Origin of the sequence: Maribacter sp. TH_r10 (genome assembly GCF_033101095.1) — a bacterium.
GTDB lineage: Bacteria > Bacteroidota > Bacteroidia > Flavobacteriales > Flavobacteriaceae > Maribacter_A > Maribacter_A luteus.
Genome location: NZ_JAWMPY010000012.1, coordinates 38445 through 60326, shown reverse-complemented (window position 1 = coordinate 60326; position 21882 = coordinate 38445). Strand labels below are relative to the sequence as shown.

Annotated in this window: 25 protein-coding genes; 11 read left to right on the top strand and 14 right to left on the bottom strand. The window is 38.2% G+C overall.

The window, feature by feature from the left end:
• Positions 1 to 13 precede the first annotated feature (13 nt).
• The gene (locus tag R3X28_RS18800; RefSeq protein WP_317666399.1) at positions 14 to 1159 is read right to left on the bottom strand and encodes a transporter; all 1146 of its coding nucleotides are present in this window, start codon (positions 1157 to 1159) and stop codon (positions 14 to 16) included.
• A 260-nt stretch (positions 1160 to 1419) separates the two neighbouring features.
• On the opposite strand from R3X28_RS18800, the gene R3X28_RS18795 reads away from it, so the two are divergent.
• Genes R3X28_RS18795 through R3X28_RS18780 form a run of 4 tightly spaced genes read left to right on the top strand, consistent with a single transcriptional unit; the run spans position 1420 to position 5487 of the window.
• The gene (locus tag R3X28_RS18795; protein WP_154367858.1) at positions 1420 to 2700 is read left to right on the top strand and encodes a sensor histidine kinase; all 1281 of its coding nucleotides are present in this window, start codon (positions 1420 to 1422) and stop codon (positions 2698 to 2700) included.
• Positions 2684 to 3391: a response regulator transcription factor gene (locus tag R3X28_RS18790; RefSeq protein WP_154367859.1), complete on the top strand. Its 708-nt coding sequence runs from the start codon at positions 2684 to 2686 to the stop codon at positions 3389 to 3391. Before R3X28_RS18795 ends, R3X28_RS18790 begins: the two co-directional genes overlap by 17 nt.
• Positions 3392 to 3437: 46 nt before the next feature.
• The gene (locus R3X28_RS18785; protein ID WP_282057029.1) at positions 3438 to 4706 is read left to right on the top strand and encodes a sterol desaturase family protein; all 1269 of its coding nucleotides are present in this window, start codon (positions 3438 to 3440) and stop codon (positions 4704 to 4706) included.
• 19 nt (positions 4707 to 4725) lie between these two features.
• Positions 4726 to 5487 carry a creatininase family protein gene (locus tag R3X28_RS18780; RefSeq protein WP_317666396.1) on the top strand — a complete coding sequence of 254 codons (762 nt, stop codon included), beginning with the start codon at positions 4726 to 4728 and terminating at the stop codon, positions 5485 to 5487.
• 10 nt (positions 5488 to 5497) lie between these two features.
• Here R3X28_RS18780 and R3X28_RS18775 read toward each other — a convergent pair whose 3' ends face one another.
• From R3X28_RS18775 to rsfS, 6 genes are read right to left on the bottom strand one after another with little or no spacing between them, the layout of a single operon-like run.
• Complete coding sequence (locus R3X28_RS18775) at positions 5498 to 5761, bottom strand: acyl-CoA-binding protein (protein ID WP_317666394.1); 264 nt, start codon at positions 5759 to 5761, stop codon at positions 5498 to 5500.
• Positions 5739 to 6419: a phosphatidylserine decarboxylase family protein gene (locus tag R3X28_RS18770; RefSeq protein ID WP_317666392.1), complete on the bottom strand. Its 681-nt coding sequence runs from the start codon at positions 6417 to 6419 to the stop codon at positions 5739 to 5741. Before R3X28_RS18770 ends, R3X28_RS18775 begins: the two co-directional genes overlap by 23 nt.
• On the bottom strand, positions 6409 to 7212 hold the full coding sequence (locus tag R3X28_RS18765) for a phosphatidate cytidylyltransferase (RefSeq protein ID WP_317666390.1): 804 nt from the start codon (positions 7210 to 7212) through the stop codon (positions 6409 to 6411). Before R3X28_RS18765 ends, R3X28_RS18770 begins: the two co-directional genes overlap by 11 nt.
• Position 7213: 1 nt before the next feature.
• Entirely contained in the window at positions 7214 to 7825 is a 612-nt protein-coding gene (locus R3X28_RS18760) for an LUD domain-containing protein (protein ID WP_317666388.1), read from the bottom strand.
• A 60-nt stretch (positions 7826 to 7885) separates the two neighbouring features.
• Complete coding sequence (gene ftsH, locus R3X28_RS18755; RefSeq protein ID WP_154367871.1) at positions 7886 to 9910, bottom strand: ATP-dependent zinc metalloprotease FtsH; 2025 nt, start codon at positions 9908 to 9910, stop codon at positions 7886 to 7888.
• A gap of 9 nt (positions 9911 to 9919) precedes the next feature.
• Positions 9920 to 10297: a ribosome silencing factor gene (gene rsfS, locus R3X28_RS18750; RefSeq protein ID WP_154367873.1), complete on the bottom strand. Its 378-nt coding sequence runs from the start codon at positions 10295 to 10297 to the stop codon at positions 9920 to 9922.
• Positions 10298 to 10392: 95 nt separating this feature from the next.
• Between rsfS and R3X28_RS18745 the strand changes: the two genes are divergently transcribed.
• Entirely contained in the window at positions 10393 to 11124 is a 732-nt protein-coding gene (locus tag R3X28_RS18745; RefSeq protein ID WP_154367875.1) for a biotin--[acetyl-CoA-carboxylase] ligase, read from the top strand.
• A gap of 4 nt (positions 11125 to 11128) precedes the next feature.
• Here R3X28_RS18745 and R3X28_RS18740 read toward each other — a convergent pair whose 3' ends face one another.
• Positions 11129 to 11521 (bottom strand): SRPBCC family protein, encoded by a 393-nt coding sequence (locus R3X28_RS18740; RefSeq protein ID WP_154367877.1) that lies wholly within the window; start codon positions 11519 to 11521, stop codon positions 11129 to 11131.
• A gap of 10 nt (positions 11522 to 11531) precedes the next feature.
• Positions 11532 to 12176, bottom strand: coding sequence for an orotate phosphoribosyltransferase (gene pyrE, locus R3X28_RS18735; protein ID WP_154367879.1), 645 nt, complete (start codon positions 12174 to 12176; stop codon positions 11532 to 11534).
• A gap of 7 nt (positions 12177 to 12183) precedes the next feature.
• Between pyrE and R3X28_RS18730 the strand changes: the two genes are divergently transcribed.
• The gene (locus R3X28_RS18730) at positions 12184 to 12771 is read left to right on the top strand and encodes an NUDIX hydrolase (protein ID WP_154367881.1); all 588 of its coding nucleotides are present in this window, start codon (positions 12184 to 12186) and stop codon (positions 12769 to 12771) included.
• Positions 12772 to 12783: 12 nt separating this feature from the next.
• Here R3X28_RS18730 and R3X28_RS18725 read toward each other — a convergent pair whose 3' ends face one another.
• From R3X28_RS18725 to R3X28_RS18710, 4 genes are all read right to left on the bottom strand, one after another.
• Positions 12784 to 13191 carry a response regulator gene (locus R3X28_RS18725; protein WP_154367883.1) on the bottom strand — a complete coding sequence of 136 codons (408 nt, stop codon included), beginning with the start codon at positions 13189 to 13191 and terminating at the stop codon, positions 12784 to 12786.
• Positions 13178 to 16216 carry a PAS domain S-box protein gene (locus tag R3X28_RS18720; RefSeq protein ID WP_317666383.1) on the bottom strand — a complete coding sequence of 1013 codons (3039 nt, stop codon included), beginning with the start codon at positions 16214 to 16216 and terminating at the stop codon, positions 13178 to 13180. The genes R3X28_RS18725 and R3X28_RS18720 overlap by 14 nt, the downstream gene beginning before the upstream one ends.
• A 169-nt stretch (positions 16217 to 16385) precedes the next feature.
• Positions 16386 to 16841, bottom strand: coding sequence for a pantetheine-phosphate adenylyltransferase (gene coaD, locus R3X28_RS18715; RefSeq protein WP_282057041.1), 456 nt, complete (start codon positions 16839 to 16841; stop codon positions 16386 to 16388).
• Between the two features lie 9 nt (positions 16842 to 16850).
• Positions 16851 to 17834 carry a D-alanine--D-alanine ligase gene (locus R3X28_RS18710; protein WP_317666381.1) on the bottom strand — a complete coding sequence of 328 codons (984 nt, stop codon included), beginning with the start codon at positions 17832 to 17834 and terminating at the stop codon, positions 16851 to 16853.
• Positions 17835 to 18022: 188 nt separating this feature from the next.
• On the opposite strand from R3X28_RS18710, the gene R3X28_RS18705 reads away from it, so the two are divergent.
• From R3X28_RS18705 to R3X28_RS18690, 4 genes are all read left to right on the top strand, one after another.
• Positions 18023 to 18610, top strand: coding sequence for a PASTA domain-containing protein (locus R3X28_RS18705; RefSeq protein ID WP_317666379.1), 588 nt, complete (start codon positions 18023 to 18025; stop codon positions 18608 to 18610).
• Between the two features lie 3 nt (positions 18611 to 18613).
• On the top strand, positions 18614 to 19639 hold the full coding sequence (locus R3X28_RS18700; RefSeq protein WP_317666377.1) for an RluA family pseudouridine synthase: 1026 nt from the start codon (positions 18614 to 18616) through the stop codon (positions 19637 to 19639).
• Between the two features lie 95 nt (positions 19640 to 19734).
• Complete coding sequence (yaaA, locus tag R3X28_RS18695) at positions 19735 to 20496, top strand: peroxide stress protein YaaA (protein WP_317666375.1); 762 nt, start codon at positions 19735 to 19737, stop codon at positions 20494 to 20496.
• Between the two features lie 51 nt (positions 20497 to 20547).
• A complete protein-coding gene (locus R3X28_RS18690) occupies positions 20548 to 20913 on the top strand; it encodes a hypothetical protein (protein ID WP_282057045.1) in 366 nt (121 codons plus the stop codon).
• 3 nt (positions 20914 to 20916) lie between these two features.
• Here R3X28_RS18690 and R3X28_RS18685 read toward each other — a convergent pair whose 3' ends face one another.
• Entirely contained in the window at positions 20917 to 21045 is a 129-nt protein-coding gene (locus tag R3X28_RS18685) for a 30S ribosomal protein THX (protein ID WP_154367897.1), read from the bottom strand.
• A 129-nt stretch (positions 21046 to 21174) separates the two neighbouring features.
• Here R3X28_RS18685 and R3X28_RS18680 point away from each other — a divergent pair, with 129 nt between their 5' ends.
• The gene (locus tag R3X28_RS18680; RefSeq protein WP_317666371.1) at positions 21175 to 21843 is read left to right on the top strand and encodes a uracil-DNA glycosylase family protein; all 669 of its coding nucleotides are present in this window, start codon (positions 21175 to 21177) and stop codon (positions 21841 to 21843) included.
• The last annotated feature ends 39 nt before the right edge of the window (positions 21844 to 21882 follow it).

The following is a 21882-nucleotide window of genomic DNA, read 5'->3' as shown; positions in this document are numbered from 1 at the left end:
GGTTTTTTGGTTGTTAATTTTTAAATTCCTGTAGGAGGGCAGGGTCCAATTTTAGTTTGTTTTGAGTAAATCGGTAAGAAATACCAAAGTTGATAAGGTAATCAGCAAAGGCTGCATCACCATTTCGAGGATTGCCGGTAAGTGCTTCTGTCTTTTTATCCGTAACGCTTTGAGGTCTCTCCCTTCGTATGGCGAAAGGTACGTTCAAGGTCAAAGCCATACTATTTTTGAAAAAGTCGATGCCAGGATCTACGGAAAATACATTTCCAGGTCTTCTAAATCCATTATTCCCCCCAATTATATCTTTAACCGGAACACCTTCATATCGAGCACCTAAAGAAGTTGAGAAAGGTGTCGACAGGTTATAACTCAATCCGGTCCGAATCGAGAATTGATCGGGAACGGCCATTATAGCTTCGTTTTCCAATAGGGGACTCAAGGTTTCCCGAAAGGTTCGTATACCATTGACTTCTTTCGGATTCACCAAATAAAATCCCCCGCCGTAGGTAAATAAATTGTTTTTGACTTTCATGTAAAATTGAAAATCCAAAGTAATTCCAAATCCCCCATCACCAGGTTGGATAGATTGGTCAACAGGTCGTACCTGAGAACTTTTTTCAGGTCCTACATTATAAAAAATGTCAGATGCATTATAATTTCCGGTAGGGAGTTTCATTCCCAAACCAACTGCCATGTTACCATTGGGGTTTTTCTCCAAGTTCAGCAACCAATATCCTAAACCAAAACGCATATCGGCCAACCCCCGAGAAAAGGTAGTATGGCGCTCCTCTCGTCCATGTTCATACAGCGAAGACCTAGTGTTAATTACAAATGGTATCGTGATACTAGTGTAAAGCCGTGGGCTAATGCCATAAGTTAGGGAATAATCCCAAGCATGTGCATTATTGATAACTTCGGTTTCGTTGGCCAAACGGTCGGGCTCTTCTTCCAATTCCCTAAAATGTCTAAATGATTCAAAATACCTGTAGTTCATTCCAATTTGTAAATCCCCGGTATGAAAAAGGTTGTTCTCTAATGTAGCCCCCAAACAGGATGAAAAATGCCTAACGGCAACACAACCTTGTCCCCTACAAGGAAATGTGGACAATAATAAAATGACAATAAGACGGAATACTGTCTTTGATTTTGAAGATTTCATATGATTTTTTTTTAGTTGTTGAAAAGCTTCTGCGCAGGGGGAGTGTCAGTTCAAATAAAAAGGGCCTATCATATTACCAAAATGACTGGCCCTTTTTATTCTAGGATTTAACTCAACTTAAATCAGGATCAATATAGTGTGAAGATGAATAGTATGGGATTAATCAAAAATTAAAAAGGATTAATGAAAAGTTAATTAGATGAACAAAAAATTAAAATGCGCGATGAGAAACCTATTTTTATAACTTATTTCAGCAAATTTTGAAGAAACGTAATATTTATACCATAGTTTTCATCGTATCCATTTTGGGTCTTGCGATTGTGCAGTACCAATATTTGAGGATCGGTATTAATTTGGCCAAGTTACAATTCAGCAGTAAAATCGGTTTGGCGAGTGAGAATATCAGGAATACCCTGGAAACGAAGAATAAATTGACTTTTCTGCTTGCTAACGCCATTGAGGAAGATAGTTTGTATTTTAATATCAGTGTCGATAGTTTAAGAGATGCTTCGAGCCATTTTTTAAATGACTTTATAACGGAGAAATTGGTGGAAAATGGTATTGAGGCCGATTTTACCTATCGATTAGTGACCAGGGATTCTGCCCATTATATTAAATCGCCCGAAGTCTATGAGCGTACGGCCGAATTGGTAACCTACCCTATTGAGATCAAAGGGTACTTGCCAACTTTAATGGGTACGGATGTGATCCTGGAGTTGAAGTTTAGGAATTTGGACAGTTATTACCTGTCCAAACTGAACGGGTTGACCGTGCCTAGCCTATTGTTTATACTTGGAATCATAGTTGCAATTTTATGGATCCTAAGAACATATTATTGGCAGCGGAATATCATAACCACAACTAATGAATTCATTAATAATCTTACGCACGAACTAAAGACACCGGTGTTCTCCATTGGTCTGGCATCCAAAATGTTGGAGGGTGATGTACCCGAGGAAAAAGCACCTGTTTTGGATATAATTAGGCAGCAGGTAGAACGATTGAAAAATCATATCGACAAGGTGTTGGAATTGGCCAGTTTTGAGGAAAGGCAAAGCATATTCAATTTTGAAGTTGTCGATTTCGAGCCTATTTTAGAGGATTTTTGTAAAGAATTCAAGACGCTAACCTCCTTTGAGGAAGTACATTTTGAGTATCTATTGGCAGCGGGACCTTACCGGATTAAGGCAGAGGTGGCCCATTTGGAAAATGCGATCAACAACCTATTGGAAAATGCTAAAAAATATAGTGAAGAACCGAAAATTGAAATGGTTTCCCTTGTTCAAAAAGGGAAATTGATCATTCGTATTTCAGACAATGGAAGGGGGATAGATAAAAGGGACCAAAAGTTGGTTTTTCAAAAGTATTATCGGGTTTCCGATGGAAATAAATATGGCGTCAAAGGGTATGGCCTTGGGCTTAGTTATGTTAAGAGGGTAATCGAAAAACACAACGGAAAGATTGACTTGAATAGTGAAATAAATAAGGGGACAACGATAATCCTAAAAATACCATTGTATAAACATGGGAAAAAAATATAGTATTTTATTGGTTGAGGATGATGCCTCTTTAGGGTATTTGCTTACCGAATACCTAAGGATGAAGGATTTCGATATTATATGGGAAAAAGAGCCTGCCAAGGTTATTGATCTTATTCAAAACAATAGGTTCGATTTGGCTATTTTGGATGTGATGATGGTTCGGGTGGATGGTTTTACCCTTGCTGCGAATATTTCAAAAGAGTATCCTTCACTTCCTTTTATCTTTCTAACGGCAAGATCGCTGAAAGTCGATGTTTTAAAAGGATTTTCACTCGGTGCTTTGGATTACCTTAAAAAGCCCATAGACGAGGAGGAATTGGTAGTGCGTATTTTGTCACTTCTAGATAGATTAAAAAGATCCTCGGGACACATAGATGAAAATTCAATATTCAATATCGGAATGTATCGGTTGAACAGTTCAACCCAGGAATTGTTTTTTGAATCGAAGGTTGTCCATCTGACTTCACGTGAAAGTGAGTTACTTAAATATTTGGCTTCCCATCCGAATGAACTTTGTGAACATAAAGGGATATTGGAAACCCTTTGGGGGAACAATGATTATTTCAATAGAAAGAGTTTAAATGTGTTTGTGACCCATTTACGAAAGTATTTAGCACAAGATCCTACAATCAAAATTGAAAATGTGCACGGTCGGGGATTTATACTTAAGACCAATTTAGGTGAAAAATAAATGATTTCCTTAATTATTGGTATATTTCGTTGCTAAATTGTCAATAATGGAAACTTATGCTAAGGCACTTTTATATGCCATCCCTTTTTTTATGGTGTTATTGGGGGTAGAAATGGTATATGGCTATTTTGTAAAAAATCAAAAACACAAGGTACTCGATTCGGTTTCCAGTATAAGTTCTGGATTAACCAATATAGTCAAGGATTCTTTGGGAATAGGTGTTATAATCGTCACTTACCCCTTTTTGTTGGAGCATTTGGCTATGTTTTCACTTGAATCGACCTGGTTGGTATGGCTGGTGGCCTTTTTGGTTATTGATTTTGCTGGGTATTGGAATCACCGATTGAGCCATAAAATAAATTTTTTCTGGAATCAGCATGTCATACACCATAGTAGTGAAGAATTTAACCTTGCGTGTGCCCTTAGGCAATCCATATCCAATTTATTGGGATATTTTCCCTTATTATTGATTCCTGCGGCCATAGCGGGTGTGCCTAACAATGTAATCGCTATTCTTGCCCCTATTCATTTATTCGCCCAATTTTGGTACCATACACAACATATTGGTAAAATGGGTTGGTTGGAATATATTATTGTTACCCCTTCCCAACATCGGGTGCACCATGCAATAAATCCTGAGTATATTGATAAGAACCTTGGTCAGATTCTTTGTGTATGGGATCGTTGGTTCGGTACCTTTCAAGAGGAATTGGAGGACGTTCCACCGCAATATGGCGTTTTAAAGCCTGCCTCGACATGGAACCCCATTGTTATAAATTTCCAGCATTTATGGCGTTTGATAAAAGACGCTTGGCGTACCCGAAATTATTGGGACAAAATTCGCATTTGGTTTATGCCTACTGGTTGGCGCCCCGACGATGTTAAGGAAAACTATCCTATTTCGATAATTGAAGATGTTTATCAATTTAAAAAGTACGATACCGAGGCTTCCCCTTTTTTAAAAGGTTACGCCATATTTCAAGTGCTTTGCACCACTTTTTTAATGTTGTTCATGTTCTATAACTACACTTCTATAGGGTTTGATGGTTTATTGTGGTTCGGGGCCTTCGTATTTATAGGTATTTACGGTTACACCTCTTTGATGGATCGTGTCGACTATGCGGTATGGATAGAAGTGTTTCGTGGGGTTGTAGGGATAACGGTAATTTGGGTTACAGGAGATTGGTTTGGTATCGATTCTTATTTTGGGTATGGTAGTTTAATGGTCGTTGTTTATTTTTTAATTACCATATTGGCCGGAATATATTTTGGTTATTTGGAAAAAGATAGATCCCAGGCCAAAATTGTTGTTTAATTTTTAATCCACATTTATTATGAGACCTTATATATTGGCAGAGACCAATTGGAAGGCGTTGAAGAACGCCAAGTTTGATTTGGCCATCTTGCCTTGGGGTGCGACCGAGGCCCATAATTATCACTTGCCATATGGCACAGATGTTTTTGAAAGTGATGCTTTAGCGGCCGAATCGGCCAAAATTGCTTGGGACAGAGGAGGAAAGGTGATTGTTTTGCCTACCGTTCCATTCGGGGTCAATACCGGACAGAGTGATATTTATTTGGATATAAACCTGAACCCAAGTACCCAATTGGCAATCTTAAGTGATGTGGTTGAGGTACTGAACCGTCAGGGCATAAATAAATTACTTTTGTTCAATAGCCATGGCGGTAATAATTTTAAGCCTTTAGTAAGGGAATTGGGTTTAAGGTACCCTGAAATGTTCATTTGTTTTTCCAATTGGTTCCAATCTTTGGATAAGACCAAGTATTTTGAACATGAAGGTGATCATGCAGATGAAATGGAGACCAGCCTTATGCTTTATTTGAAACCGGAACTGGTACTCCCTAAAGAACATTGGGGAACAGGGGCTTCGAAAGAATATAAAATTAAATCGTTTTCTGAAGGATGGGTTTGGGCAGAGCGCAAATGGTCGCAGATTAGTGAGGATACGGGTGTTGGCAACCCCAAGAGTTCATCCAAAGAAAAAGGTGAGCGCTATTTTAAAGATGTTACCCAAAAAGTCGGAAATTTTATTTTTGAACTATGTGGGGCCGATACAAATGAACTTTATGAATAGGTTATAAACCCTATCCTCCTTTAAATTCCTTTTTTACTAATTTAATATAAGACTTCATGGCTTCCTCCCGGCTAATATTCTGTGCTTGAAACAAGGCATTGGCCTTAAAAGCATTGATTAGAGGTGTTTTGCTTCCTGGATTATCAAAGTTTTTATTGGCTATTTTATAATATGCATATAATTTTAGCAAGAGATCGGCAGGCAATGGTTCGGTGTAATTATTGACAACAGCCACTGCTTCATCAAATTTTTTACGTAAAGTCTCTTTCTTCATGCTTATCAACATAGGTAGCGATACACGTTTTGGCACCGACAACCTTTTGGTTAAGTTTTACGGCAATACCACAATCCAAAGGTAACAATAAGTCTACCCTAGAACCAAATTTTATAAAACCTGAATCATCCCCCTGTTGTACGCTTTCCCCTTCTTCTGCGTAATTCACTATTCTTCTGGCCATGGCACCTGCGATTTGGCGATATAGGATTTTACCAAATTTAGGGGTATTGATTACTACGGTCGTACGTTCGTTGTCCGTACTCGATTTTGGATGCCAGGCAACCAAGTATTTTCCCGGATGGTATTTGGAATATTTAATCGTACCACTGATCGGGTAACGGGTTACATGTACGTTGAAAGGCGACATGAAAATGGATACCTGAAGCCTTTTGTCATTAAAATATTCGGTTTCAAGAACTTCTTCAATGACAACAACCTTACCGTCGACAGGGGCCAATATTTCGTCGAATAGATTGTTGGCACTTCTTTTAGGGTTTCTGAAGAATTGAAGTATTATGATCAATACAAGTACTGATATGGCCTGTAGTCCCCAGCGTAGCCAATCGTTAACGATGTAGAACTCTGACAGTAAAACAATGCCAACAACGATAATAAAGGTCGTTAGGATTATTGTTTGGCCTTCTTTATGAAACATAAGAGAAAATATTTAACGTTAAATAGGCGAAAGGAGCAGCAAAAACCATGCTGTCAAGGCGATCTAGAAGGCCGCCATGGCCGGGTATTATGGCTCCACTGTCTTTTACCCCAGCATTTCTTTTGAATTTAGATTCTATTAAGTCGCCCAAGGTTCCGAAAATTACGATTATTGCCGCTAATATCATCCATTGAACAGGGTCGATTATCGGTTCGTAGCGGCCAAGGAAATAAGCAGCGATCAACGTGAACACCAATCCGCCCAAAGTGCCTTCAATGGTTTTTTTCGGTGATACTGCCGGGAACAATTTAGTACGCCCTATTGTACTGCCCACTACATAAGCAAAAGAATCATTTACCCAAATCAATATAAAAATACCCATTATCAATAATTTGGCAAAATCATTGTTCTTGTAAGGTATCATGGTGAGAAAGATGCAACCGCCACCGATATAGAACAGGCCTATGATGAATTTATGATGAAATTTAAAAGGTCTTTTCTTCTTTGAGAACAGGAAAAAGAGCAGTGCTATGTTCGTTGATATGGTCAGGAACATTAAAATATTGATCAACCATTTATCATGTACCAAGTAGATAAACGCCCACCAAAGTGCCAAATAGGCAATGAAAATATGGTATCCTTTAAGATGTACGAGCCTTTTGTATTCGTATAGGCACACAAGGCCAAAGGCCATGAATAAGAAATCAAAAGCATCAGAGCTTAGAAATACCGCTGATAGCAAGAGAATAATATAAACTGCCCCGGAGAGTGCCCTTCTTAATACTTCTTTCATATTATAGATCTTCCAAAAGTAAAAGATACAGATTTTTGGAACTACTACCGTATGTTAGAAAGTCATCTGAATTTTCGTTTGTGGCCCGAAAGTGTTTCAGGGTGGTGATATTGGCCGGAATACTATGGCCGTGTTTTTTCTTTATTTTTTTGAGTCCCTCACCAATAGATTCGACTAATTGACTAGTTGTCGCGAAAACAATGATATTATCGGGTAACTCATGAAGTTTCTTTTCCATTAATTGATTGGAGCAGACCAGTATTGAACCGTTTTGCGCAATAAGGTGCTCACAGGTGGTAAAAAAGACTTCACTTTCGTTGGTGTTGTTCGTGAACTTAATGTTGTCTTTGGCGAACCTTTTCTGAAGCATGGGGTTCATGGCAAAGAAAGGATGGTTGTCCCAGTTATTCTCTTGCACAATATTGTTCAGGGCTTCGGATATCTCTTGAAAAGAATCACAATAAATGAATTTACCACCGTTCTTTTTAAAATAGATGGTAAATTTTTCATCAACAGGAATGTTTAAATCGGGCATATGAACCCCGCGTGTTTCCACGGTTTCTTTGGTAACCTTTTTTTTGCCGCCTCCGAATAGTTTGTCAAATAGCCCCATTAAAGTAATTAAAGTGTTTTACAGCATTCTTTTATATTTAAAGAATGCTGTAAACCGGGTTTATTTATTTTCCTTGTTGTCTGTTTCTTTTTCTTCCTCTTCGCTACTAGCTTCTTTTTCTTTTGTTTCAGCTTCTTCCTTTGTCACTTCTTGTCCTTTGCCGTCGAAATGCTTATCAAAAGGTCTTTTGCCGAAAATCTTTTCTAAATCTTCTTTGAAAATAACCTCTTTTTCCAAAAGGCGCTCGGCCAGTTCAATGAGTTTGTCCTTATTATCGGTCAGGACTTGTATGGCTCTGGTGTATTGTTCCTCGATGATCGCTGAAATTTCAGTATCGATTTTTTGAGCGGTTTCCTCACTATAAGGTTTGGTGAATCCGTATTCATTTTGACCTGAGGAATCATAATACGTAAGGTTTCCTATTTTGTCGTTTAAGCCATATACGGTTACCATGGCCCTTGCTTGTTTTGTGACTTTTTCCAAATCGCTCAAGGCCCCAGTTGATATTTTATCGAAGATTACTTTCTCTGCGGCCCTTCCTCCTAAGGTGGCACACATTTCATCTTTCATTTGTTCGGGTCTAACGATAAGCCTTTCTTCTGGCAGGTACCAAGCAGCACCCAAGGACTGTCCCCTAGGTACAATAGTTACCTTTACCAAAGGTGCGGCATGTTCCAACATCCAACTTACTGTGGCATGACCAGCTTCATGGTAAGCGATTGTCTTTTTCTCGCCGGCTGTTATTATTTTATTCTTTTTCTCAAGACCTCCGACAATACGGTCAACGGCATCAAGGAAATCTTGTTTGTTAACGGCTTTTTTCTCTTTACGGGCTGCAATCAATGCGGCCTCATTACAGACATTGGCAATATCGGCACCTGAGAATCCAGGGGTTTGTCTGGCCAAGAAATCCAAATCCAAAGTTTCCGCTGTTTTGATTGGTCTTAGATGCACTTCGAAAATTTCTTTTCTTTCGCGAATATCGGGTAGGTCCACATAAATCTGCCTGTCAAAACGACCGGCCCTCATCAAAGCTTTATCAAGTACGTCTGCACGGTTTGTGGCAGCAAGTACGATAACATTCGTGTTGGTTCCGAAACCATCCATTTCGGTCAATAGCTGGTTCAAGGTATTTTCACGTTCGTCGTTTGATCCAGTGAAATTGTTTTTTCCCCTTGCCCTACCTATGGCATCGATTTCATCGATGAAGATTATAGCTGGTGATTTATCTTTGGCCTGTTTAAAAAGATCACGCACCCTAGAAGCACCTACACCTACGAACATCTCTACAAAGTCAGACCCTGATAATGAGAAAAAAGGAACTTTGGCTTCACCGGCAACGGCTTTGGCCAATAAGGTCTTACCTGTTCCTGGAGGGCCTACCAATAAGGCTCCTTTCGGAATTTTACCTCCAAGGGATGTATATTTATCCGGGTTTCTTAAGAATTCCACGATTTCCTCTACTTCTTCTTTGGCGCCTTCCAAACCTGCGACATCTTTAAATGAAGTACGGGTGTCCGTTTTTTCATCGAACAATTTGGCCTTGGATTTTCCGATATTGAATATCTGACCTCCGGCACCGCCGCCTCCACCGCCTGACATACGACGCATAAGGTAGATCCAAATTCCTATGATCAACACAAAAGGAAGTATGCCCAACAATAGGTCACCAATTAAGTTAGATTCTTTATCGAACTCTACAATGGTGTCCAGATTAGCCTCTTTTTTAATTTCGGTAATTTCATTCTGGAATATCTGTAGGTCCCCATAATCCAATATGTATTGGGGTACGGCTCCTGTAGTGGGTAATAAAGGTTTCTCGGCCACATCTTTGTGTACCTCTTTCTTCAGAGCTTCATCCGTTAGGAAAACCTTGGCCTGGTTTGTATTGGTGATTATCAGTATTTTACTGATATCCCCATTTCTAAGGTACTCCTGAAGTTCAGAAGTGGTCGTTTTTTTGGTATTGTTTAAATTGCCGCTACCTATAAATTGAAACCCAATAAGGAATATCGCAATTAGTCCATAGATCCACCATGAACTGAATTTCGGTTTTTTGGGTGTTGTATTATTGTCTTTTGCCATTATTTTTTTTTACTGATTAATACTACTTTCTACTGTGGTGAACTTTGCGTCGCCCCAAAGTCCTTCTATATCGTAGTATTCTCTAATATGTTTTTGGAAGACGTGTACTACTACATTAACATAATCCATTAAAACCCATTCGCCATTGTCTTCACCTTCAACGTGCCAAGGTTTGTCCTTAATGGCTTTACTAACTGTTTTTTGGATTGATCCTACAATGGCGTTCACGTGAGTGTTCGAAGTACCATCGCAAATAATAAAGTAGTCGCATACGGTGTTTTCAATTTCCCTTAGGTCAAGTAAAGATATATTCTGTCCTTTTACTTCTTCGATTCCCTGTAAAATTAATGCAATTAACTCATCTGCACTAGCTTTCCTTTTTTGCATTCAAAAATTTTAATTTCTACAAAGTTATTATTTTTTTGTTCTTTTATCCTTAAAAATTTTAACAATAGATGTTATAAGCTTTTCTAAGGTAGAATATGAAGATAATCAAACTTGATGCCACGCACTCAACAAACTTATACTTAAAGGATTTAATGAGCAAAACTTCCTTGGAAGATTTTACCATTGTGGTTACCGAAGCCCAAACCCTTGGTAGGGGACAAATGGGAACGGTTTGGGTATCCGAACCTTTTAAAAACTTGACATTCAGTATTTTAAAAGATTTGACTTCCGTGCGTATGGCTAACCCTTTTGAGTTGAATATTTGTATTTCCTTGGCGATTTATAATGCGCTGTCAAAGTTGGGGATACCTAATTTAAAGGTGAAATGGCCAAACGACATTCTGTCAGGGCGTTCTAAAATTTGTGGAATTTTGATTGAAAATATTTTATCGGGAAGTCGAATGCTTTCCTCGGTCATCGGTATTGGGTTGAACGTGAACCAAAAAACGTTCAAAGACTTGCCCAATGTTTCGTCACTTTCATTGTTGACCGGAAAGATTTATGATCTGGATGAACTACTGTTCTTGATTCAGGACGAATTGAAAAATACTTTTTTAGAGTTCGGGGTAAAGGGTGCCGAATTTATGAAACAAAATTATGAAACTCTTCTGTTCAGAAAAGACAAACCTTCCACTTTTAAAGATGTAGAGGGCAATATGTTCATGGGGTTTATAACCGGGGTTTCCGATATAGGTAAATTAATGGTTACCCTAGAGGATGGTGTCCTAAAGGAATTTAACATGAAAGAAATCAGCCTGTTGTATTAAATGGTTAAATGGTCACAAGGTTATCTGACAACGTACCCATGAAATTCGTTATCGGCTTTTTGATCATCATGGCCATCATAGCATTGAATTCGCCGCTAAAACTCAAGACTACTTCACATGTAGTTTCGTTCAGCTCGTTGATATCGGCCGTTAATGTAAAGGGTAGTTTGTCGCTGGCTGCTCCCAATACGATCTTGTCGTGTGGGTTCTGTTCTTGACGTTCAAGAACTATCTGTGGCATTCCTTTTAATGCAAAAAGAAACCTGTCCTCATTGATTACCTCGAATTTATCAATGTTTTCTGGCATAAGTTTTTCGAAATTCTTAAGGTCGGTAAGAAATTCGTAAACTTCTTTTGCACTTTTATCTATTGTATTTTTGGGAGTTTCTATATGCATGGCAATTGTATTATTGGTTTTTCCATTGGGATGGTGCTTTACGCCATTCCATAAGGGTGTTCAACTGATCTTCTTTTATATATCCTGTCTCTGATGCCTGTTCTGTTAAATGGGCATAGTCCGAAAGTGTATGAAGTTCCAGTTCTTTTTCCTTGAAATTTGTTGCGGCTACATCAAAGCCATAGGTAAATATGGCCAACATACCTTTGATATTGGCACCGGCCTCTTTCAATGCATTAGCCGCATTTAAGCTGCTTTTGCCCGTGCTTATTAAATCTTCAATGATAACCACACTCTGGCCATGTTCCAGTAAACCTTCAATTTGGTTTTGGCGTCCATGGGATTTTGGTTCCGGACGCACATATACGAAAGGTAGCCCCAAATAATCCGCTACCAAGGCACCAATGCCGATAGCTCCTGTGGCCACGCCTGCAATCACATCGGGCTTGCCGTAAAGGGTTTCAACCTGTTTGGCCATTTCTTCCCGTATATAATTTCTAATGGTCGGGTATGACAATATAATCCTGTTGTCGCAATAAATCGGAGATTTCCATCCCGAAGCCCATGTAAAAGGATTTTCGGGTTTCAACTTAATTGCATTAATTTGCAGTAGGAGCTCTGCAGTTTTTTTTGCCGTGTTTTTATCTAAAACCATTTCGCAAATGTATAAAGTTTTTGTTAAAGAACTACCCCTGATTTTGACAAATGAATTGTCGGATATTGCAAATAGTAAATATTTTTTATTGAATAGTGATGCTGTCAAGGAAGCGATAGATGCGTTAGCCAAGAAAAAATTGAGCCAAGCATATATTTATCACCCAAACCATGAAGAGATACTAAAAAAATTCTGTAAGACCATTCCCAAAGAAGTTGCTGCAGGTGGTGTAGTGACCAATGATAAGGGCAAAGTGCTCTTTATCTATAGGAACGACAAATGGGATTTGCCAAAGGGTAAATTGGATAAGGGGGAAACCATTGAGGAATGTGCCATTAGGGAGGTAATGGAAGAAACAGGGGTAAAGAAACTAAAAATCGAAAATTTTCTGAGAACCACTTACCATATCTTTAAGCGTAACGGAAAGTACAAGTTAAAGGAAGTTCATTGGTTTGCCATGAAAACCTCTTATGAAGGTGAACTAGTGGGGCAGGAGAGCGAAGGGATCCATAAAGTGAAATGGAAAGGGCCAAAGAAAATAAAAAAGGCACTTATGAACTCCTATACTAATATTAAGATGTTGTTCGGGGAATAGGTTATTAGTCCGTTATTCGACTGGCTGCGTTATTTCTATGATTTTCGCCTTAGTGATCGGTTTATTGTTAAACCGGATAATATGATGGGTTTTCTTTCTATAAAATTCCCAGTTTTCAATATCTGCCGGGTCTATTGAAGAGGTAACGATATTGATGATTATCTTTTCTTTTATGGGTAGTTCTATAAATTCCTCCAAAAACTGCCAACCGTCCATAATTGGCATGTTAATATCCAAGAAAATAACTTCAGGTGTTCTTTCATCGGATATTAAAGTGTGCTTAATGGCATCAATGGCCAATTGACCATTGACATATGTACTGGATGAATTGAACTCGATTGAGGTATCCAGCATTTTCCGTATTCCGAAAACGGTAATGGGATCATCATCCACTATGTATATCGAATTAATTTTTTTCATTAAAATAAATATTAAAAGTGGATCCTATGCCAACTTTACTGGTTACGGTAATCTTCCCGTTCATGGCCTCAATCTGGTTTTTGGACATATATAGCCCAATTCCTTTCGCATCTGGATTATCATGGAATGTTTTGTACAATCCGAATAATTTTTCACCGTATTTTTTCAAATCAATGCCCATGCCATTATCCTCGATACTTAAAATAGTATAGCCACTTTTTTGCGTTACCCCTAACTTGATTACGGGGTCGCGATCGGGGGATTTGTATTTCACGGCATTAGTAATGAAATTCATGAGGATACTTTCTGCGTAAGCCGGTATGGCCTGTATGTTGGTGTGGTCTGGGATATTGTTGATGATTTTTACATTCTTGTCCTTGAGGAATACCGCAAGGTTCTGCTTTATCTTGTTTAAATTATGATTTAGATTCAATGAGGACTTTTTCAAATTTACATTTGAATTAATGGCAAGCACCTCATTAAGGTTATCCAAGGTTTCCAGTAAATTATCTGACGCTTCTACCAGCATTTTTGTCAAGGTTCTCTTCTCTTCTTCATTGTTTTCGTTGATCATGAATTCTAAAAGCATCGAAAAATTAGCCGAATGGGACCTTAGGTTATGGGACACGATGTGGGCAAAGTTAATCAGTTTTTTGTTTTGTAAAGAGGTAACGTTGATCAGGCTTCTGAGTTCTTCTTCTTTCTGTTTTAACTCGGAAATATCTAGGCTAATGCCCACCAATCCGTAAGCCTTACCGTTTTCTCCCTTTAGTGGTATTTTTGAGGTTAGAAAGGTCGTGTTTTCTCCATTCCTACATTTATTTATTTTCTCAGCTCCTAGGATGGGTTTCAGGGTTTTGAAAACCTGTAAATCCTCATTACGGGACAATTGGGCCGTTTCTTCGTCATATAGTTCAAAGTCGTTTTTACCAAGAATCTCATCCGCATTTTCAACGTTCATATAATCACATTCCGCTTTATTGACAAGGATTTTCCTTGATTGCCTATCCTTGATATAAACATTCAAGGGTAAGTTATCCACAACTGTTTTAAGGAGTTTACGTTCTTCCCTGATTTGCCTCTCTTTTTCTTCGGTTTCTGTGATGTCCTGAATTATTGTCCAAACAAGTTTTTCACCTTTTTTGTTGACGATCATTGACTTATTGATGATTACCGTAAGTTCAGCTCCTTTTCTATGGTTCAATTTTTCGCCAAAAGGCCCAAAGGTGCCTTTTGAATTTAATTCTTCGTGGGCTTGTTTTCTGTGGTTGTCGTTCCTTTCCTTGAAAAGATCCCAGAATTTTAATTTAGATAGGCTTTCTTCATTGTACCCAAATGTGTTTTTAAAGGAGGTGTTGAAATCTATGATTTTGCCTGTATTGAAATCGTATAGGACAAAACTCACTGGAGACAATTCGTATAATGTCCTGAACTTAAGTTCACTCTCTTTTATTTTTTCCCTAGCGGCTACCATTTCAGCTATCATACGGCCTTCTGCCAATAATGAAACCACTTTGTTTTTATCGTTGTAAATGGGTTTTAAGGAAAAATCTATGGGAATCAATTTTTTGTTTGGGTCGTAAATTTTTATTTCTTCCCTTATGGTTTCTCCTTTTAATGCGGTTTTAATGGTTTGCTTAAGTAGTTTTTGTGTGGCAGTTTCCTTGGGCCACCAAGATTGGTCCCAGAATTTTTTGCCGATTACGTCCTCGAACCTCTCGGCGGCAAATTTCAAAGCAGTGTCATTGAGTTCGATAAGAGTGCCATCTAAATCCAAAATACCTGTAAATTGGTATGAAGAGTTGAATATACTTTTAAAATTACGTTCTTTTTCCTCTAGCTTTTGTTGTGCTTTTCTCGTTTCGGTAATGTCTAAGGACATTCCTATAATACCCTCAATTTCATTTTTGGAATTGACTAAAGGGAGTTTGTATACCAAGATTGATGTAGTGGATCCATCTTTGGCCTTACATATGGTTTCCTTTCCTAAAATGGGTTTTCCTGTTTTTATGACCTCTAGGTCTTCATCCCTAAATTCTTGAGCCGTTTTTCTATTATAAAGTTGAAAATCGTTTTTTCCTAGGATTTCTTCAGGATTGGAAACACCGGCAAAATCACATTCGGCCTTGTTCACCAGAACTTTTCGCGATTCTATGTCTTTTATGTAAACATTGATCGGAAGGTTATCAATCAATGTTTTTAATAGATGTTCACTTTCCTTTATTTTTATTTGTGACAGTACGCTGTCATTGATGTCTTGGAAAGTTCCTATGATACCTACGATTTTATCATTGTTGTATACGGGTTTTCCTGATGCTGTAACCCAGAGTTCTTTACCTTTAGCTGTAACTATCTGTAGTTTTTCACTCCAAGGGGTCCCATTTTTCAAAGTGTTGTTGACCGCCATGGAAATAGTGTTTCTGCTAAAACCGATCTTGTAAAAATCTATGGCATCTTCAATAACAGGAACAAAATCCATAGGAACTTCATGGATGCTTTTGGTGATATTGCACCAATGCAGACTGTTTTTTTCAATATCATATTCCCATGTTCCGATTTTGGCGATTTCTGATTTACCGTTTAAGACAGATTCCAATTTTTCCAACTTCAATTCATCCAAGACTCTTTTGGTAATATCCTCTGTTTGTATTATTACCCCGATAATGTTTTCGTGTTCATCATACCAAGGAACGTTTTTCCATTTAAATCTTTTTTCCTCCTTGTTCTTGGTGACGAAAAATTCGCAATGTGTTTGACTTTTTTCTCCCTTAAGATTACTTTTTAAGCTCTTGATGCAATCTTGGGTTATTGTTTTGAATATCAGCTCTATGGGCTTACCTATAATAGTGTCGAATACCAAATCGTAATCATCTACGAATTTGTCGGAAACATGTACGACCTCTAAATTATTATTCAAAAAAACAGTTGCATTGGGTAGCTGTTTTATTAAATAATTATTGCAATTAGTCTGTGTTCCCTTTATCATAATGATGTAATTTCTTACGAATGTATAGGTATTATTCATTACACCTAAAGCTTTGTTGTGAATAGGGCAATACTAGTTGTGATATACTATTTTGACAGTATCAAGTGCTTCTGGAATTATAAAAAAAGAAAGAAAAAGACTACAGAAATAAAAAAATGCTCGTCTGTGTAAAGCAATCTCCTCATTAATAATAACAGGGGATAACGAATTATCTGACCTTTACGGTGTCGGGAACTAAAATGGAGTAATTTCCACCATTTCGTATTACATCCCTAACGATTGAAGAACTAATGAACGATTTACCTGAAGAAGTCAATAAAAATACCGTTTCTATGTCAGAGAGTTTTCTATTTGTATGGGCAATCGCTTTTTCGAATTCAAAATCCGCAGGGTTCCTTAAACCACGTAATATGAATCCTGCATTTACTTTCTCACAAAAATCTACCGTAAGTCCTTCATAGGTCAGGATTTTTATTTTTGGTTCATGGCTGAATTCCTTGGTGATGAACTCTAGTCTTTGCTCAAGGGTAAACATGTATTTTTTATCCGCATTGACACCAACGGCGATGATAAGTTCGTCAAAAAGGGTAATGCCCCTCATGATAATATCATGGTGGCCTAGGGTCAAAGGATCAAATGAACCAGGAAAAATAGCGCGTCTCATGTGGTAAAGTTAGGAGTTTTTAGGTAATACTTCCTTTATTGCATTTCCAAAAAGTTCTGCAAGCGATATTCCCGCGATTTTTGCTTGTTGTGGCAATATACTTTCTGTTGTTAGCCCAGGGGTGGTATTCATTTCGAGCATGTAAGGTTCATTGTTCACGAAAATGAACTCACTACGGGAGAACCCTTTCATCTTTAGCACTTCATAAGCATGTTTGGCCATTTCGCTAACTTTCTTTTCTTGTTCAGGGGTTATTCTTGCAGGAGTGATTTCTTGGGATTTGCCTTCGTACTTGGCCTCATAATCAAAAAAGTCGTTTTCTGTTACTATTTCGGTAATGGGCAAAACCTTCGTTTCCCCTTTAAATTTAATAACTCCAACAGAAACCTCCGTGCCTTCTAAAAAGGCCTCGATGATTATTTCATTGTCTTCCTTGTAGGCTAGTTCAATGGCGGATTGTAAATCTTCTTTTTTATATACCTTGGAAATACCAAAACTGCTTCCGGCCTTGTTGGCCTTTACAAAGCAGGGTAGTCCTACTTTTTCTACTATGGCATCCAAGTCAATGCTATCACCCATATTAAGATAATAAGAAGGTGCCGATTTAATTCCGTAAGGTTTTAAAACACTCAAAAGATCCCTCTTGCTGAAGGTCAAGGCGGCTTGGTAGTAATCACAGGACGTTTGAGGTATGTTGAGCAATTCAAAATAAGCCTGCATTAATCCGTCTTCGCCCGGTGTGCCATGAATCGCATTGAAAACGCAGTCAAAAGTAATGGTCTTGCCATTGGTTCTAATCGAGAAATCATCTTTGTTTACAGGGAATTCCTTGTCATTCTCATCAACATAGACCCATTTATCCTTAAAAATATGAATGCGGTAACTTTCAAATTCATTTTTATCCAGATACGTATGTACTACATTGCCGCTATTCAATGATATTTCATATTCACTCGAATATCCACCCATGATAATGGCTACTTTTTTCTTCATGCCGATTCAATTAATTTAGAAGCGATTTTCAAGGTTCAAAGTAAAGAAAAAGCCATGGGTTTCTTTTAAACCTGAGAATGTTTTTTTTTGGAGTTTACATAATAGCATTGTTCTTTAACCAACATTTGGGAGCATGGTCGCTTAAAGTTTTGGCTCATTTCCTATATTTGTGGGATCAATAAAATTCAATGAGACATTTTTTTAACTTTTTACGCAGTCGTACATTTTTAATACAATTGGTTTTGGCCTTTGTGGTCACTGTGGTATTGGTCCTGGTGACTTTGCGCTGGTTGAACAGTTCTACCAATCATGGGGAGTTTGTTGAGGTACCCGATTTCGCAAAGATGTCGGTCATGGATATGCGTTCGGCTATAGAAGATGCTGGACTGCGTTATGAGGTTTTGGATTCGGCCAATTATAATCCCAATTACCCTAGGTTTTCAATTATTGAACAAGATCCAAAAGCGGGAACAAAGGTGAAAGAAGACCGTAAGATCTATTTTACGGTAAACCCTTCGGGATATAAAAAAGTAACCGTACCCAATATTATCCAAGTGACGCAACGTAATGCCTCATCAATGCTCAAGGCGGTTGGTTTAGATGTGCAACGGGTCACCTATATCGATGAACTAGGGAAAGATATGGTGTACCAAATAAAATTTAAGGGCAAGTATATTAAACCTGGGGATAAACTTCCCAAGACTTCTAAAATAGAGTTGGTATGCGGAAACGGGAGTATTACCGAACGTGCCCAAGTTAAAGCCGATTCAGAATAATCTATGGGCCCACATCTACAAGAACCCAATGAGGAAGAGCTTTATGAACATCATAAATTCGTAGCCTCAAAAGGACAGGAACCTTTACGGGTTGATAAGTTTTTGATGAATTTCATTGAAAACGCTACGCGCAATAAAATTCAACAGGCAGCAAAGGATGGTCATATTTGGGTAAACGATAAGATCGTAAAACAGAATTACAAGGTAAAGGCAGGTGATGAAGTGAAGGTTTTATTTGAACATCCTCCGCATGAACTATTGCTCACTCCAGAAGATATTCCGTTAGATATCGTTTATGAAGATGATGTGCTATTGGTAGTCAATAAACCTGCCGGTATGGTCGTGCATCCCGGGCATGGGAATTATTCAGGCACTTTGATCAATGCCTTATTGTTCCATACGAAGGATTTGCCAACTAATGATAATGAACGTCCAGGATTGGTGCATCGAATCGATAAGGACACTTCCGGACTTTTAGTGGTCGCCAAGACTGAAGCTGCAATGACTCATTTGGCCAAACAGTTTTTCGACAAAACCTCTGAAAGAGAGTATATTGCCTTGGTGTGGGGTAATGTAGAGGATGATGAAGGTACGGTCGAGGGCAATATTGCCCGCAATCCCAAAAATAGATTACAAATGCAGGTCTTTCCCTTAGGCGATGAGGGAAAGGAAGCCGTAACGCATTATAAAGTGTTAGAGCGTTTGGGTTATGTCACCCTATTATCCTGTAAGTTGGAAACCGGGCGAACCCATCAAATACGTGTGCATATGAAATATATTGGGCATACTCTATTTAATGATGAACGCTATGGTGGAGATAAAGTATTGAAGGGTACTACGTTCACCAAGTACAAACAATTTGTTGATAATGCTTTTAAAATTTTGCCGCGACAGGCATTGCATGCCAAAACCTTGGGTTTTGTGCATCCGGTTACAGGAAAGCATATGCGTTTTGATTCGGAAATCCCTGAAGATATGGCCAATTGCATCGCAAAATGGCAAGATTATTCCAAACACAGCAAGCAATAATAAATTCCGTTTATATCGGTATTGAAAACTACTACCCCAATACGGTAGGTTTGTACCATAATCCTTTTTATTTTTATTTGGTAAATTAGAAGAATATGAAGATTGTTGTTTCTCCGGCAAAATCGTTGGATTTTGAAAGTAAAATACCTGTTGATAGGTTTTCACAACCTGTGTTTTTAGATAAGGCCCAAACCTTAAATAAGGTATTGGTAAAGAAGAAACCTGCCGCTTTATCAAAATTAATGGGTATTTCGAATAAGCTGGCAGAATTGAATTGGGAGCGTAACCAAAGTTTTTCCGTTCCTTTTGATCCGTCTAATGCCAGACCCGCCGTTTATGCTTTCAGTGGAGATGTGTACCAAGGGTTGGATGCGTATACCATTCCAGAGGAAAAATTGGATAAACTTCAAGATACTTTACGTATACTTTCTGGATTATATGGGGTTCTTAAACCTTTAGATCTTATGCAACCCTATCGTTTGGAAATGGGTACCACGATAAAGATCGGCCGTAAAAAAAACTTATATGAATTTTGGAAGGAAGAGTTGACCGATTATTTGAATTCCGAGTTGGGTGATGATGAATTGTTCGTAAACTTGGCCAGTAAGGAGTATTTCGGTGCCATTGATCAAAAGAAACTTAAAGTACCTGTGATAACGCCTATTTTCAAAGATTGGAAGAATGATAAATTAAAGATCATCAGCTTTTTCGCTAAAAAAGCACGTGGTTCAATGGTTAGGTATATCGTTGATTCAGATGTAAGGACCTTAGACGATATCCGAGCTTTTAACGGTGATGGATATGTGTATAGTAAGGAACATACCTTAAAAGAAAACGAGCCCGTTTTTGTTCGATAGAATATTTCCGTACTTCATTCGTTGTTATCATACAGTTCTAAATCAAAGAAGATGAAACGGTTCCTAATGTTAACAATCAGTGTATTTGTATTCCTTATCGGTTGTACCGATCGTGATGATGAATTGGAAGGGGTGCAGATTAGGGTAAAGAATGTAAGTTCCTTAGTATACGATACCATTCAAGTAGGAGGTGAAGAGATGGTTCATGAAAACCTTTCACCCGATTCGTTTTCGGATTATTTGGAATACGAAACTGCCTATACCTACAATTATATTAATATTTCGGCAGGTGAGGAAACCTATGTTCTGCAACCCATCGATTATGTTGGGGAGACGCCATTACCTTTTGGGTTCTATACCTATGAGGTCGGAATTGATGATGAAGGTAACGTTACATTGGTGTTTGTAGTGGACTAAACGTTATTTCTTCTTCTTAATATCTATTTTATCTTCTACGCTAATCCTCTTTTTTATTTTTCTGGGTCTTCTTGCCCCATATGAATTATTGGCTATTTTTCCCCTTTTCGATTTTTTGTCCCCTTTTCCCATGATTTGATTTTTTAGTTACCTTTAAATGTAATCATTTTATAAGGATTTGTCAATATTAATCAGAGCGCATTCAAAATGTATTTTTGGTTTTAAATCTATACTTTTTCGAAATAATCGGATATTTACCTTATGTTTTTCCACTATCACCCATACGAACCCTTTCTTTTTAAAGAAGCCACCAAATTGATCGTTGGTACTTTGCCGCCTCCAAGATTTACTATGGGTATGTTGAAAGAAGGAGATGTGGATTTTTGCTACGGTAGTAAGGACGGGCAACTATGGCCGATTCTCGACCGCATATTCGAACTCGACCTGAAGTTTGAGACTACACCGGAAGCTATTGAACAACGAAAGCGGTTTCTGATCGAGCGTAAAATCGGCATTTGTGATATTGTGCAAAGTGCCGAACGTTCAAAAATAGATGCTTCGGATTTGGGAATGGCCAATATAGAACTTAGGAACCTGATAGGTTATTTAAACGAATACAAGAAAGTTGATACGTTGTTGTTTACCGGTGGAAACAGTAAAAACGGACCTGAATATTTCTTCCGAAGACACCTGAAGGAATATGGTATTGATCTAAAGGTGGTGAATGCTCAAGTGCCCAGAATCCATCAATTTACGCTCCCCTCGAATCAACCATTGGAGAGGAAGGTCCGTACGGTTTCATTAACCGCACCATCAGGGGCGGCCAATAGGGCAGTCGGTAGCCTTGCCGATTATAAAGAATTGAAGGCCAAAAACCCAAACTTCAATACGTTGGATTATAGAGTGTTGCAGTACCGCCCGTTTTTTTGAACAAATCAAGGGGAAACATTTAAATATTTTAATCGATTT